Annotated in this window: 12 protein-coding genes; 6 read left to right on the top strand and 6 right to left on the bottom strand. The window is 70.3% G+C overall.

What is annotated here, in order from left to right:
• Positions 1 to 44: 44 nt before the first annotated feature.
• From E2C06_RS22670 to E2C06_RS22650, 5 genes are all read right to left on the bottom strand, one after another.
• The gene (locus E2C06_RS22670) at positions 45 to 3,212 is read right to left on the bottom strand and encodes an efflux RND transporter permease subunit (RefSeq protein WP_133290889.1); all 3,168 of its coding nucleotides are present in this window, start codon (positions 3,210 to 3,212) and stop codon (positions 45 to 47) included.
• Positions 3,209 to 4,354 (bottom strand): efflux RND transporter periplasmic adaptor subunit, encoded by a 1,146-nt coding sequence (locus E2C06_RS22665; RefSeq protein WP_206664638.1) that lies wholly within the window; start codon positions 4,352 to 4,354, stop codon positions 3,209 to 3,211. Before E2C06_RS22665 ends, E2C06_RS22670 begins: the two co-directional genes overlap by 4 nt.
• 244 nt (positions 4,355 to 4,598) lie before the next feature.
• Entirely contained in the window at positions 4,599 to 5,558 is a 960-nt protein-coding gene (locus E2C06_RS22660; protein WP_133290887.1) for a TIGR03557 family F420-dependent LLM class oxidoreductase, read from the bottom strand.
• A 182-nt stretch (positions 5,559 to 5,740) separates the two neighbouring features.
• Positions 5,741 to 6,202 (bottom strand): nitroreductase family deazaflavin-dependent oxidoreductase, encoded by a 462-nt coding sequence (locus E2C06_RS22655; protein ID WP_133290886.1) that lies wholly within the window; start codon positions 6,200 to 6,202, stop codon positions 5,741 to 5,743.
• Positions 6,203 to 6,312: 110 nt separating this feature from the next.
• On the bottom strand, positions 6,313 to 7,329 hold the full coding sequence (locus E2C06_RS22650; protein ID WP_133290885.1) for a LysR family transcriptional regulator: 1,017 nt from the start codon (positions 7,327 to 7,329) through the stop codon (positions 6,313 to 6,315).
• 15 nt (positions 7,330 to 7,344) lie between these two features.
• On the opposite strand from E2C06_RS22650, the gene E2C06_RS22645 reads away from it, so the two are divergent.
• From E2C06_RS22645 to E2C06_RS22620, 6 genes are read left to right on the top strand one after another with little or no spacing between them, the layout of a single operon-like run.
• Positions 7,345 to 8,283, top strand: coding sequence for an HpcH/HpaI aldolase/citrate lyase family protein (locus tag E2C06_RS22645; RefSeq protein WP_133290884.1), 939 nt, complete (start codon positions 7,345 to 7,347; stop codon positions 8,281 to 8,283).
• Complete coding sequence (locus tag E2C06_RS22640) at positions 8,280 to 9,482, top strand: CaiB/BaiF CoA transferase family protein (protein WP_133290883.1); 1,203 nt, start codon at positions 8,280 to 8,282, stop codon at positions 9,480 to 9,482. The genes E2C06_RS22645 and E2C06_RS22640 overlap by 4 nt, the downstream gene beginning before the upstream one ends.
• 21 nt (positions 9,483 to 9,503) lie before the next feature.
• Complete coding sequence (locus E2C06_RS22635; RefSeq protein WP_133290882.1) at positions 9,504 to 10,868, top strand: LLM class flavin-dependent oxidoreductase; 1,365 nt, start codon at positions 9,504 to 9,506, stop codon at positions 10,866 to 10,868.
• The gene (locus E2C06_RS22630; protein WP_165982580.1) at positions 10,868 to 11,836 is read left to right on the top strand and encodes a Bug family tripartite tricarboxylate transporter substrate binding protein; all 969 of its coding nucleotides are present in this window, start codon (positions 10,868 to 10,870) and stop codon (positions 11,834 to 11,836) included. The genes E2C06_RS22635 and E2C06_RS22630 overlap by 1 nt, the downstream gene beginning before the upstream one ends.
• A 10-nt stretch (positions 11,837 to 11,846) precedes the next feature.
• Complete coding sequence (locus E2C06_RS22625) at positions 11,847 to 13,217, top strand: acyclic terpene utilization AtuA family protein (protein WP_241671418.1); 1,371 nt, start codon at positions 11,847 to 11,849, stop codon at positions 13,215 to 13,217.
• Positions 13,217 to 13,528 carry a DUF4387 domain-containing protein gene (locus E2C06_RS22620; RefSeq protein WP_133290880.1) on the top strand — a complete coding sequence of 104 codons (312 nt, stop codon included), beginning with the start codon at positions 13,217 to 13,219 and terminating at the stop codon, positions 13,526 to 13,528. The genes E2C06_RS22625 and E2C06_RS22620 overlap by 1 nt, the downstream gene beginning before the upstream one ends.
• A 9-nt stretch (positions 13,529 to 13,537) precedes the next feature.
• Here the strand turns inward: E2C06_RS22620 and E2C06_RS22615 are convergent, their stop codons facing one another.
• Positions 13,538 to 14,341 carry a glucose 1-dehydrogenase gene (locus E2C06_RS22615; RefSeq protein ID WP_133290879.1) on the bottom strand — a complete coding sequence of 268 codons (804 nt, stop codon included), beginning with the start codon at positions 14,339 to 14,341 and terminating at the stop codon, positions 13,538 to 13,540.
• Between the last annotated feature and the right edge of the window lie 34 nt (positions 14,342 to 14,375).

The following is a 14,375-nucleotide window of genomic DNA, read 5'->3' as shown; positions in this document are numbered from 1 at the left end:
TAGGCGAGATCGGGCTGCTGGGGCGAGCGGGAAATGCTGGCGCGTCAGCGTGCCTGGCGCGCCATCTCCCGCAGCGCCGAGCGTTTCGGTCCGACCAGCCGGCGGATCGCCAGGTAGAAGACCGGGGTGAAGAGCAGGCCGAAGACGGTCACGCCCATCATGCCGAAGAAGACCGCCGTGCCGACCGCGCGCCGCATCTCCGACCCGGCGCCGGTGGCGATCACCAGCGGCAGCACGCCGAGGATGAAGGCGAGCGAGGTCATCAGGATGGCGCGCAGCCGCAACTGGCAGGCGGCCACCACCGCGTCCAGCGCGCTCTCGCCTTCCTCCTCACGCTGCTGGGCGAATTCGACGATCAGGATGGCATTCTTCGCCGCCAGCCCGACCAGCACGACGAAGCCGATCTGGGTCAGGATGTTGACGTCCTGCCCCAGCAGCCGGACGCCGAGCGTCGAGGTCAGCAGGCACATCGGCACGATCAGGATCACCGCGAAGGGCAGGCTCCAGGACCCGTACTGCGCGGCCAGCACCAGGTAGACGAACAGCACGCACAAGGGGAAGACCAGCAGGCCGGCATTGCCGCTCTGCGTCTGCTCGTAGGATAGCTCGGTCCATTCGAAGCGGATGCCGTCTGGCAGAACCTGCCGCGCGACGCGCTCCACAACGGCGATGGCGGCTGCCGAGCCGGTGCCGGGCAGGATCTCCCCGGCGACCTCGGCCGCGGGATAGAGGTTGTAGCGTGGCACGCGCTGCGCCCCGGTGATGTCGCGCAGCGCCATGACATTGGCCAGCGGCACCATCTGGTCCTGGGAATTGCGGGTATAAACCCGCGCGAGGTCGGACGGAAGCCGGCGGAATTCCGGCGAGGCCTGCGCCACCACTCGCCAGTTGCGGCCATAGGCGGTGAAGTCGTTGATGTAGGAGGAGCCGAGCAGCGTCTCGATGCTCTGGCTGAGCCGCGCCACCGGCACGCCCAGCATCTCGATCCGGGTGCGGTCGATGTCCACCGCGACCAGCGGCGCGTCGACCTTGAAGGGGGAATAGACTCCGGCCAGCCCGGGCGTGCGCCCCAGGGCCGCGACCAGGGTCTCGGCCGCCGCGGCCAGCACCTCGGTGCCACGGCCGGTGCGATCCTCCAGCCGCAGCGCGAAGCCGGCGCCGCTGCCGAGGCCCGGCACTGCAGGCGGCGGAATCACCAGCACGGCCGCCTCCTCCAACACCGCCAGCCGGCGCAGCAACTCGCGCATGATGCGCGCGGCGGTGTCGCCCTGCGGCAGGCGGTCCGACCAGGGGGCGAAGACTGGCGTGATCGTGCCCTGGTTGCTGCCGGCGGTGTTGGTGGCGCCGGAGACGCCGGCCAGCGCCGAGACGCTGGCGATGCCCGGCACCTCGCGCGCGATGGCGGCGGCGCGCTCCACCACCTCGGTCGTCCGGGCGAGCGAGGCGCCGCCGGGCAGCTCGATGGAGATGGTGGCGTAGCCGCGGTCCTGCGCCGGGACGAAGCCCTGCGGCGCGCTGGCCAGCAGCCCGCCGGCGCCTGCGATCAGCAGCGCATAGAGCGCCAGCATCGGCAGCGTGCGCGGCGCCAGCCGGCGGGTCAGCGCCGCATAGCCGCGCGCCAGCCGGTCGAAGCCGCGGTTGAAGCGGGTCAGCGCCCAGCGCAGCAGCCGGGCCGGGCCGCGCCGGCGCGGGGGGGGCCGTGGCGGTTCATGCCGCAGGATCAGCGTCGCCAGCGCCGGGCTGAGGGTGAGCGAGCAGAAGCAGGACAGCGCGGTGGCGACCGCGATGGTGACGGCGAACTGGCGGAAGAAGCGGCCGGTGATCCCTTCGAGGAAGGCGGTCGGCACGAAGACGGCGCAGAGCACGAGAGCGATCGACAGCAGCGCCCCGCCGACCTCCAGCATGGTCGCCGTGGCGGCGCGTTGGACCGAGGTCTCGGTCCGCAGGTGGCGGTCGACATTCTCCACCACCACGATGGCGTCGTCGACGACGATGCCGACCGCCAGCACCAGGCCGAACAGCGTCAGCACGTTGAGGGTGAAGCCGAAGGCGATCATTACCCCGAAGGTGCCGATCAGGGAGACCGGGATGGCCAGGATCGGGATGGTCGCGGCGCGCCAGTTCTGCAGGAACAGCAGCACCACCAGCACCACCAGGAAGACCGCCTCGCCGATCGTCACCGCCAGTTCGTGCACGCTCTCGGCGACGAAGCGGGTCGGGTCGTAGGCGATCTCGGCGGTGATGCCGGCGGGGAAGTTGCGCGCGATGGCGGCGAGCCGGGCGCGGATCTCCTCGGCCGTCGCCAGTGCGTTCGAGCCAGGCCGCTGGGTGACCGCCAGCGCCACCGCCGGGCGGCCCTGCAGCGTGCTGCTGGTGGTGTAGGAGGCGGCGCCCAGCTCCACCCGGCCGATGTCGTAGAGCCGCAGCAGGCGGCCGTCGGCGCCGGCGCGGATGACGATCTTCTCGAATTCGGCCGGGTCGGCCAGGCGGCCGCGGAAGGTCAGGTTGGGCTGGAAGGCCTGGTCGGCGACCGGTGGCTCGGCGATTTGGCCGCCGGCGACCTCGGCATTCTGCGCCTGGATGGCGGCGACCACGTCTTCGGCGATGATGCCATTGGTCGCCATGCGGCCGGGGTCGAGCCAGACGCGCATGGCGTAGTCGCGCGCGCCCTGCATGTCGATGTCGCCGATGCCGTCGATCCGCAGCAGCTCGTCCCGCACCTGGCGCAGCGCGTAGTTGGATACGTAGAGCTGGTCGTAGCTGCCATCCGGCGAGCTGACGAAGATCACCATCAACCGGTCGGTGGCGAGCTTGCGGGTGGTGACGCCCCAGCGGCGCACCTCCTCGGGCAGGCGGGGCAGCGCCGCGGCGACGGCGCCCTGCACCAGGATCTGCGCGCGGTCCGGGTCGGTGCCGAGGCGGAAGGTGACCGTCAGGCTCATCCGCCCATCGGCGGTGGACTGCGACGACATGTAGAGCATGCCCTCGGTCCCGTTCACCTCCTGCTCGATCGGCGTCGCCACGGTATCCGCCACCACCTGGGCGGAGGCACCGGGATAGGTGGTGGCGACGACGACGGTCGGCGGGACGACATCCGGGTATTCGGAGATCGGCAGCGACAGCATCGACAGCCCGCCGACGATCAGCAGCACCAGCGACAGGACGCAGGCAAGGACCGGTTGCCGTACCGAGAGGACGCCGAGGTTGCTCAGGGCCGGGCATCCGAGACTGCGCCCGGCGCGGCGGGGCGTTGCGGCACGACGGGCTGGCCTGCCCGCACCCGCATCATGCCGCCGACCACCACCTCCTCGTTGCCGTGCAGCCCGTCGCGGATCACCCGCAACCCGTCATGCAGCGGGCCGAGCCTGACCTGCCGCGCCTCCGGCATGTTGCCGCCCCCCAGCACATAGAGCACGCGCCGCGACTGGTCGGTCGCCACCGCCGCATCCGGCACGAGCACGGCCTGGTAGGGGGCGCTGGCGATCAGCCGGACGCGGGCGAAGACGCCGGGGGCGAAGAGGTCGTGCGGGTTGTCGAAGCGGGCGCGCAGGCGGATGGTGCCGGTGCCCGCATCGGCCTCGTTGTCGACGAAGACGACGCGCCCCTGGTGCGGGAAGCCGGCCTCGTCCGCCAGGGCAAGCTGCACCGGGTTCTCGAAGTCGCGCGAGGAGGGCCGGTCGCCGCGCTGGGCAAGGCGCACGTAGCGCAGCGCCGAGGCCTGGTCGAGATCGAAGCTGAAGTCGATCGGGTCCATGGTGACGATGGTGGCGAGCAGCGTCGCCGAGCTTGCCTCCCCGCCCGAGACCAGGTTGCCGGGACTGACCAGGTGCCGGCCGATGCGGCCCGCCAGCGGCGCGCGGATCGTGGTGAACTCCAGGTCCAGCCGGGCCCGTTGCAACGCCGCCTCGGCCTGCACGACCTGCGCCTTGGTATTCTCCACCGCCTGGACGCGCTGCTCGAGATTGGCTTCGGACGCCGCGCGATATTGCAGCAGGTTCTTCGCGCGGTCGTATTCCTGCTGGGCCAGCGTGGCCTGGGACCGCGCGCCGGTCAGCCGCGCTTCGGCTTCCGTCACCGCGGCGACGAAGGGGCGCGGGTCGATGCGGAACAGCATGTCGCCGCGCTTGACCACTTGGCCGTCGGCGAAGGAGATGCTGTCGAGGTAGCCGCTGACCCGGGCGCGCAGCTCGACCCGTTCGGTGCTGACGAAGCGGCCGGTGAACTCGTCCCAGTCGGTGACCTCCTGGCGGACGGCCTTGGTGACGGTGACCGAAGGGGGTGCCATGGGTGGCGCCTCCTCCTCATGGCTGTCGCAGCCGGCCAGAGCGGGAAAGAGAGCCAGGACGAGCGTCATGGCCAGCCTGCGCGGTGCCGCCGCTGCGGGACCTTCGAACCCTCGCATCCTGTCTCCGGTCGCATCGCCATGCCGTGGCGACGGCAGCTGGCCGGCCCAACCCATGGACCGATGCGCCAGCATGGCCCTGGCACGGCCAATGAACGCGGTGACGAATCAGTGAGAACGCGATGCTTGCTGCGGTCTCGGAATTATCTACCCCGGGTGGAGGGCGCGGGACCGATGATACCGCGCCCGCCGGTGCTCAGCGCCGCCGCAGCGCGGGCGCCAGTTGACGCTCGAAGAACTCGATGAACTCGGCTTGGCGGGGCCCGACCTGGGTCAGGATGATGTGGTCGTAGCCGGCATCGATGTACTTGTTGATGGCGTCCAGGTGGACTTCCGCCGCCGGGCCGCAGGTCACCTGCTGCGCCACGATCTCGGGCGTCACGTGCTTGGTCGCGGCGGCGAATCCCCGGGTATTGGGCAACTCGGCCTGCACCGCCCAGCCGGTGACCGCCCAGCGGAAGTAGTGGTGCGCGGTTTTCTGCGCCTCGTCCGCGGACGGTGCCCAGCACATAGACACCTCGGCATAGCGCGGGCCGTTCCCATTCGCCGAGCGGAAGGCCTCGACCAGTTCGGGCTTCGGCTCGGTCACCACCAGCCCGTCGGTCTTGCGGGCGGCCAGCCGCGCCGCTTCCGGGCCGCCGGCCGCCATCACCACGGGCGGCTTCTCGCTCGGCCGGTCGTAGAGCCGCGCCTGGTCGAGCCGGAAATACTGCCCGCGGTAGTTGCTGAGGTCGCCGGTCAGCAGGCCCTGGATGATGTCGATCGCTTCCGACAACCGCTCGTGCCGCTCGCCGACGCCGGGCCAGCCCTGGCCTGCGACGTGCTCGTTCAGCCGCTCGCCGGCGCCGAGGCCAAGGGTGAACCGGTTGTCGCTCAGCAGGGCGATGGTCGCCGCACCCTGGGCGATGATGGCCGGGTGGTAGCGCATGATCGGGCAGGTCACCGCCGTCATCAGCCCGATGCGGGTGGTCGCCTGCGCCGCCGCGCCGAGCACCGACCAGGCCAGCGGCGCATGGCCCTGTTCCTCGACCCAGGGGGAGAAATGGTCGGAGATGGCGGCAAGGTCGAAACCGGCCTGTTCGGCCCGCACGAGGTTGCGGACGAGGTCCTTCGGCCCGTGCTCCTCGGACATCAGCTTGTAGCCGAGCTTGATCATCGCCGGGTGGCTCCGTCATGGGGTGAGTGCCTCCCAACGCGGCGGCAGGGCGATTGTTTGCCCCCATCATGCGGCGCCCCGGCCGCGGCTACAGCGGTTTGCGTTCCAAAATGAACGCCGCACCGCTGTAGTCCATTCTCGTCAGAGCAGAATCACCCGTCCGGGCATTCCGACGATCTGCTCTATTCGATGGGGTCGAGCACCACCACCGGGATCTCGCGTTCGGTCTTCAGCGCGTAATCCGCATAGGGCGGCCAGAATTCCAGCGCCTGCTGCCAGAGCCGGGCGCGCTCCTCGCCCGTTACGGTCCGCGCGCTCGCCTTCGTCTTCCGCGTGCCGACCTGCACTTCGACCTCGGGGTTGGCGAGGATGTTGCGGTACCATCCGGGATGCTCCGGCGCGCCACCCTTGGAGGCGACAATGACCCAGCCCTCGCCGACATCCCCGTAGAAAAGCGGGAAGATGTAGCGGTCGCCGGACTTCCGCCCGGTGGTGGTCAGCAGCAGCGATGGCACCGTCATCTGCTGCCGCCCGGGCGGGGTCACGGTGTACATGTGGCCATCCGTGCCGCCGCTCGAGAGGTAGCGGTTGGCGTGTTCCACCATCCACTCCGGCAGGTTTGGGGCAAGCCTGGCTTCGGTCATGGTCGCGTCTCCCACGTGATGTACCGAAACCTAGACCAGTCGGTCGCCGCCGCGAAGCGGAACGGCCCCCGCCGGATGCAGCGGAAATACGATCAATCGCTTGTCGAAACTCATTTGCCTGTCCGGCAAGGGGCGGGCTTTGATCCCCCCGGAGCCGCGGCTTCCGCGGCGCGGGATGGGAACGCCATGGCGCAAAGGCCAGGATCATCGGATGGCAGCGCATCCGCCGCCGGCAAGGGCAGGGCGATCAGCCGCGACCGCAGCAGTTCCTGGAAAGTTGTCGCTGCCGGCGATAGCCGGTGTCCGCGCAACTGGACGATGCCGACCTCCCGCAGCAGCGGCGGATCGCTGATCCGCAGCAGCCGCAGCCCGGCCAGCCCGCGGCCAACCAGCGCGAGCTGCGGCACGATTGCCACCCCAAGCCCCATCGCCGCCAGGGCGATCGCCGTCTCCGGCATCTGCACCTCGCAGCGCAGATGGAAGGAGACGCCGATGCTGGCCGCCGCTTCCTCCACCATCGCCCGCATGCTGTTGGTGCCGGAGGTGATGAGAACCGGCAAGGCACCGAGCGCCGCGAGGCCGATGCTGTCGCCGGCCGGGGCGAAGCGCGGCGGGGCCAGGGCGACGATCTCCTCCTCCATCAACGGGGCGAAGACCAGGCTCGGGGCATGCGCCGGGCGCGGTCCGATGCCGAAATCCAGCTCCTGCCGCCGGATCCCTTCCAGCACCCCGGCCTGCGGCATCTCCCGGATGCTGAGCGCGACGCCGGGATGCGCGGCGTGGAATTGCATGAACAGCGCCGGCAGCGTGGTTGCGGCGATATGCGGCGGGCAACCGAGCGCCAGCCGCCCGTCCTGCATGCCGGCGGCCGCCCGCACCTGGCGCAGCCCGGCCTCCATCTCGGCGATCGCGCGGCGGGCATGCGGCAGCAGCGCCTCGCCCTCCCGCGTCAGGCCGACGGAGCGGGTGGTGCGGTGGAAGAGCGAGGCGCCGAGCTGGTCCTCCAAATCCCGCACCTGCACCGACAGCGCCGACTGCGAGCGGCCGGCCAGTTCCGCCGCGCGGCGGAAGCTGCCGTGCTCGGCCACGGCCAGGAAGGCATTCAGCAGCTTGAGGTTGACGGACATGGCGGAGGCCGCAGCGTGACAGCAACGGATACGGGCGTCGAGGGCCACCGCCCGCAGCGCAGCGAACTGTCGGTGCCGGCCAGCGCCGAGCGCTTCTTCGGCAAGGCCGCGGCCGGCGCGGCGGATGCCGTGGTGCTGGACCTCGAGGACGGGGTGGCGGAGGACCGGAAGGATGCGGCGCGGCTGGCGGCGATCGGCGCACTGAACGGGATCGACTGGGGCGGCAGAATCATGTCGGTCCGCGTCAACGGCATCGGCACGCCCTGGTGCCACCGCGACATCGTCGAGGTCGCCGCGGCCTGCCCGCGGCTCGACCGCATCGTGCTGCCGAAGTCCTCGGAGCCCTTCGACATCCGCTTCGTTGCCGCACTGCTCGACGGGATCGAGGCGGCGCGTGGCCCTGGCCGGCGGATCGGCATTGCCGCCCTGGTGGAGACGCCGAAGGGCGTCGGCAATGCGGAAATCATAGCGACGGCGCATCCGCGGCTGGAGACGATGATTTTCGGCCTCGGCGACTACATGGCGGAAATGCGGACCCCGGACAGCACGGTGGGCCTGCCGAACCCAGACTACGCCATGCCGGCCGAGCCCGAGCCGCACCGCAACGACCAATGGCACTACGCCCTGGCGCGCATCGCCAATGCCTGCCGCGCCGCGGGCATCCGGCCGATCGACGCGGTCTACGCCGACTACCGCGACGAGGCGGGGCTGCGCGCCTCCGCCCTGCGGTCGCGGGCGCTGGGCTATGCGGGGAAATGGGCGATCCACCCCGACCAGGTGGCGCCCATCAACGCGGTCTTCAGGCCGGACCCGGCACGGCTTGCTTGGGCGCGGCGCGTGCTCGCGCTGCTCGATGGCTCGTCCGGCGCGGTGGGGGAGGGGGGAACCATGGTGGACGCGGTGCATGCGCGGATGGCGCGCGAGATCCTGAGCCAGGCGGGAGAGGCGGCATGACCGCGCCGCAGCCCATGGCGGGTGTGAAGGTGCTGGACGTGGCGACTTTCCTCGCCGCGCCCTTCGCCGGGACCATCCTGGCCGATTTCGGCGCGACGGTGCTGAAGATCGAGCACCCGAAGCTTGGCGACCCGATGCGCGCCTTCGGCACGCCGACCGAATGTGGCGATACGCTCGCCTGGCTGAGCGAGGCGCGCAACAAGCGGTGCATGACGCTCGACCTGCGCCATCCGGAGGGTGCCGCGGTGTTTCGCAAGCTGATCGCGCAATCCGACGTGCTGCTGGAGAATTTCCGCCCCGGGACGCTCGAGAAATGGGGGCTCTCGCCCGACAGCCTGCGGGAGATCAACCCGAAGCTGGTGGTGCTGCGGGTCAGCGCCTATGGCCAGACCGGGCCGAAGCGCGGCCTGCCCGGCTTCGCCCGCGTGGCGCACGGCTTCGGCGGGCTCAGCTACCTGGCCGGCGAGCCAGACGGACGGCCGGTGGTGCCGGGCTCGACCTCGCTGGCCGACTATCTCTCGGGCATCTGGGGTACGGTCGGCGTGCTGATGGCGCTGCGCGTCGCGGAGCGCACGGGGCAGGGCCAGGATGTCGACATCGGGTTGTACGAATCGGTCTTCCGCCTGCTGGACGAGACCGCCCCGGCCTATGCCCGCAACGGCACAGTGCGGGAGCGCATGGGCGCCGACGTGCCGACCGTGGTGCCGCACGGCCATTGGCAGACGAAGGAGGGCCGTTGGGTCGCCATCGCCTGCACCAGCGACAAGATCTTTGCGCGTCTGGCCGAGGCGATGGGCCGGACGGAGCTGACCGCGGCCGACCGCTACGCCACGACGGCACAGCGCATCGCCGCGCGGTCCGAGGTCAACGGCATCGTCGCCGACTGGGCGGCGACGATGCCGATGGAGGAACTCGGGGCCGCCTGCGACGCGGCCGAGGTGCCCTGGGGACCGATCAACAGCATCGCCGACATCTTTGCCGACCCGCAGATCGCTGCCCGCGGCAACCTGCTGCGCATCCTGGACGAGCGGGCGGGCGAGCTGGTGCTGCCCGCGCCCGTGCCGACCCTGACCGCGACGCCGGCGACGCTGCGGCATGCCGGCCGTGCCCGCGGCGCCGATACGGATGCGGTGCTGGGCGAATGGCTCGGCCTGGCGATGGGCGACATCGCGGCGCTGCGCGGCAGCGGCGCCGTCTGACAATCCTGGGGAGTGAACGACATGGCCGCACCCGGCCGAACGATGAAGATGGTGGGCTTCCTGCAGGCGCAGAACTGCTCCATCGCCCCCGGCTCCTGGCGGCACCCCGCCGCCTCGACCGACTATCTCGGCCCCGACCATTTCATGCGGGTGGCGCGCGTGCTGGAGGAAGGCAAGTTCCACCTCGCCTTCTTCGACGACCGGCTGGCGATGCCCGACATCTACGGCCGCGACCACCGCGCGGCCGTCGAGAACGGCATCCGCGTGGTCAAGATGGACCCGGCGACGATCCTCGCCGTCATGTCCGGCGTCACCTCCCGCCTTGGGCTCGGCGGCACCTATTCGACTACCTATTACGAACCCTTCCACGTCGCGCGGCTCTTCGCCACGCTCGACCTGATGACGCGCGGCCGCGCCGCCTGGAACGTCGTCACCTCGCTCAATGATTCGGAAGCCGCGAATTTCGGGCGTACCGAGCATTTGGAGCACGACCTGCGCTACGACCGCGCCGACGAGTTCATGGAAGCCGTGCTCGGTCATTGGGACAGCTGGGAGGATGACGCAATCATCCTCGACAAGGCAACCGGTCGCTTCGCCGATGGCGGCAAGGTCCATGCGCTGAAGCACGAGGGCAGGTTCTTCCACACTCACGGTCCGCTGCCGGTGCCGCGCAGCCCGCAGGGCCACCCGGTGCTGATCCAGGCCGGCCAGTCCGGCCGCGGCCGGCGCTTCGCTGGCCGCTGGGGGGAGCTGATCTTCGTCGTCTACCCGAATCTCGCCGCCGGGCGGAAGCAGTATGCCGAGCTGAAATCCGCCGTCGCCGCAGCCGGACGCGATCCGGACAGCGTCGCCGTCGCCCCGGCCTGCTACGTGAACGTCGCCGAGACCGCCGCCCAGGCCGAGGAGAAGCGCGCCTTCACCGAGGCGCTGGCCAAGCCGGTGGATGCGGTGGTGCTGCTGTCCGAGGCGCTGAATTTCGATTTCGCCTCGAAGGACATGGACAGCGAGTTCACCGATGCCGAACTCGCCCGGCTGTCCTGGACCGGCTTCAAGGACCGCATCGTCCAGATGAGCGGCAAGCCGAACCCGACGATCCGCGATTTCGTGCAGTTCTCCGGCCGCGGCACGACGCGGGAGTTCCCCAACTTCACCGGCACGCCGGTGCAGGTCGCCGACCAGATGCAGGAATGGTTCGAGGGCCGCGGCTGCGACGGCTTCGTCCTCGTCGCCTCGCAATATCCGGCGTCCTTCGAGGATTTCACTCGGCTGGTGGTGCCCGAGCTGCAGCGGCGGGGCCTTTATCACCGCGACTACGCCGGCGCGACGCTGCGCGAAAACCTGGGTTTGGCAAGGCCGGGCACCGGCGCATGGAAGGAGGCACGCTGATGACCGCCACGCTCACCCGCCGCGCGTTCGGCGGCCTCGCCCTCGTCCTTGCTGCCCCGGCGCTGCGCGCGCAGCCGGCCTGGCCGACGCGGCCAGTGCGGATCGTCGTCGCCTATGCCCCCGGCGGCGGCACCGACATCACTACCCGCGCCTTTGCCGAACAGTTGACGCAGCGCTTCGGCCAGACCTTTGTGGTGGAGAACCGGCCAGGCGCCAACGGCGTGGTGGGCACGGAAGCCGTCGCCCGGGCGCCGGCCGATGGCTACACGCTGCTGGCAGTCACCAGCACGCATGTGATGAACCGGCAGATGGTCAGCCCGCTGCCCTTCGACCCGGCGGCCGACTTCACGCCGATCGGGCTGATGGCGCGCTACCCGCTGGTGCTGATGCTGAACGTCGATGCCCCGTTCAAGGACCTGCCCGGCATGATCGCCTATGCCCGGACGCATCCGGGCGAGCTCGCCCAGGCGACGTCCGACGCGCAGTCCTCCTACACCGCGAACCGCTTCGCCCAGGCCGCCGGGCTCCAGCTGACCGAGGTGCCCTATCGTGGCAGCGGTGCCTATCTCGGCGACCTGACGGGCGGCCACCTGAAGCTCGCCTGGGGCAGTCCGGCGACGGCGATGGGGCTGCTGCCGGGCGGCAAGATCAGGATCATCGCGGTCAGCTCGCCGCAGCGCTCCGCCACGCTGCCGGAGGTGCCGACCCTGCGCGAGGCCGGCGTGCCGGAGGTGGAGTTCGACGGCTGGTTCGGCCTGTTCGGCCCGGCGAAGCTCCCTGAGCCCATCACCCAGCAGCTCAACACCGCGCTCGCCGAGATCAGCGCCACGCCGGCGATGCAGGCACGGCTGCGCAGCTTGGCGGTCGATCCTGCGCCGATGGACCTGAGGGCGCTCGCCGCCACCCTGGTGCGGGAGGAGCAGGTCTGGGCCGAGGCCGCCCGCGCCGGCCTGCTGCCGAAGCCCTGAGGAACGCGCCATGAACAAGCCCGGCTTCACCATGCTCTCGACCAGCGGCATCCTCGGCTACGGATTCGCCGAGGAGTCCCTTCGCATCGGCATGTCGCGCAATCCGCAGGTCATCGGCTGCGATGGCGGCAGCACCGATCCGGGGCCGCACTACCTCGGTGCCGGAACGTCGTTCTGCTCCCGCCTCTCGGTCAAGCGCGACCTGCGGCTGATGCTGCAGGCCGCCGTTGCGGCGCGGATCCCCTGCATCATCGGCACCTCCGGCGGCGCCGGCGGCGAGCCGCATTTGCAGGACACCGCCGCCCTGGTGCGGGAGATCGCGCGGGAAGAGGGACTGTCGTTCCCCATGGCGCTGATCCATGCCGAGCCGGACAGGGCTCTGCTGTTCCGCCGGGTCGCCCAAGGGCGGGTGAAGGCATTGGCCAAGCTACCGCCGCTGGATCACGCGACGATCGACCGTGCCACCCGCATCGTCGGCATGATGGGGCCGGAACCCATCGCCCGCGCGCTCGACCAGGGCGCGCAGGTGGTGCTGGCCGGGCGCAGCAGCGACCCGGCGCAATGGGTGGCGCCGGCGATGCGCGCAGGACTGCCCGCGGCACCTTCCTGGTATGCCGGCAAGATGCTGGAATGCGGCGCCGAGCCGACCACGCCGAAGGAGCCCGACTGCCTGCTGGTCACGGTCCATCCCGACCACCTGGTCTGCGAGCCGCCCAACCCGATCCGCCGCTGCACGCCGCTCTCGGTTGCCAACTTCGCGTTGCACGAGAATTCCAGCCCGATCCACCATGTCGAGCCGGGCGGGTTGCTGGATACCGCCGAGGTGCGGTTCGAAGCGGTGACCGATCGCGCCGTGCGGATCAGCGGCATGCGCTGGACGCCGGTGGAGACCTATACCGTGAAGCTGGAAGGCGTCGAGCTGGCCGGCTACCGGGCAATCACGCTCTGCGCCACGCGCGATCCCGGACTGATCGCCCAGGTCGACGACTATCTGGCAACGCACCGCGTGAAGGTTGCGGCCAAGGCCGCCGATTTCGGCGTCCCCGCCTCCTCCTGGCGCATGGCGATCCGGACCATCGGCCGCGACGCCGTGATGGGCGCGCGGGAGCCGCAGCAGGGCACCACGGCACACGAGCTGGGGTTCGTGGTCGAGGTCCTGGCCGAGACGCAGGAGGTGGCGAACGCCGTGCTGGCCATGGCGCGCACCAGCCTGCTGCATGCCGACTTCCACGGCAGGCTGTGCAAGGAGGGCAACATGGCCTTTCCCTTCTCGCCCTCCGACATCGCACTCGGGCCGCTGTACCGCTTCAGCGTCTTCCATACCGTGGCGCCGGACGATCCGTATGAGATGTTCCCCATCGAGCACGAGAGGGTAGGCTGATGGCCCGGCTCCGCGACGTCGCGCAGATCTGCAAAAGCAAGAATGCTGGCCCCTTCATGCTGACGATCGACGTGCTGTTCGAGGATCCGGCGGTCTATGCCGCGGTCAAGGCGACCGGTGCATTGCACGCCGGGCTCTTCGCCCGGCTGTACCAGGTGGCGGAAGCCGACGTGCTGTTCACCCCCTATGACGCGGCGCTCGCCTTCAAGGCGACGCTGCCGCGGCTGGTGCCGGCGGGCGACTTCGGCGACACCGATGTCTATGGCGCGCAGCAGCACGCGCCGCTGCTGGATGCGGAAATCCCGCTGTAGCGCTGCGGATCAGGCGGCGGTGAAGCCGCCATCCACCACCAGGCCGGCGCCGTTCATGTAGGCGGCGTCGTCCGAGGCGAGGAAGACGATCCCCTTGGCGATGTCGAGTGGCACGCCAAGCCGGCCCCAGGGCACGCTGTCCGAGACTTGCTGCCGCACCGGGCCCGGGTCGTTGCTGCCGGTCCGTCGCGCGCGGGCCATGAAGGTCTGCTCCCCCATCTCGGTCTGGATCACGCCGGGATGGATCGAGTTGACCCGGATGCGGTAGCCCTTGCGGCCGAACTCGAGCGCGGCGGATTTGGTGAACAGCGTCACGCCGCCCTTGGTCATCGAATAGAGCGGGTCCAGCTGCGAGCCGACCAGTCCGGCGATCGAGGCCAGGTTGACGATGGCGCTGCCATGCTCGCTCGACGTCGCCGCCTCCCGCAGCGCGGGGGCAGCGAGCTTGGTGCCGAGGAAGACGCCGGTCATGTTCACCGCGACCAATCGGTTCCATTCCTCGAGGCTGATCTCCTCGATCGACTTGCCGATGAAGACGCCGGCATTGTTCACCAGGATGTCGAGCTTGCCGAAGCGGTCGGTTGCCCGTTCGATCGCCGCCGTCCAGTCCGCCTCCTGCGTCACGTCGAGGTGGCTATACTCGGCCTGCCCGCCGGCGGTGCGGATCGCGTCCACCATCTGCCGCCCGGCGTCGTCCAGAACATCGGCGACCACCAGCTTCGCGCCGGCTTGCGCCATGAGCTTCGCGGTTTCCCCGCCGATGCCGCGCGCGGCACCGGAAATCAGCGCGACCTTGCCATCGAGACGATTCATGCCTTGGTTTCCTCGACCTGCGGGTGCTGTCGCC

This window comes from Dankookia rubra (genome assembly GCF_004355005.1).
Taxonomy (GTDB): Bacteria; Pseudomonadota; Alphaproteobacteria; order Acetobacterales; family Acetobacteraceae; genus Paracraurococcus; species Paracraurococcus ruber_A.
This window is presented reverse-complemented; position numbering and strand designations above follow the sequence as displayed.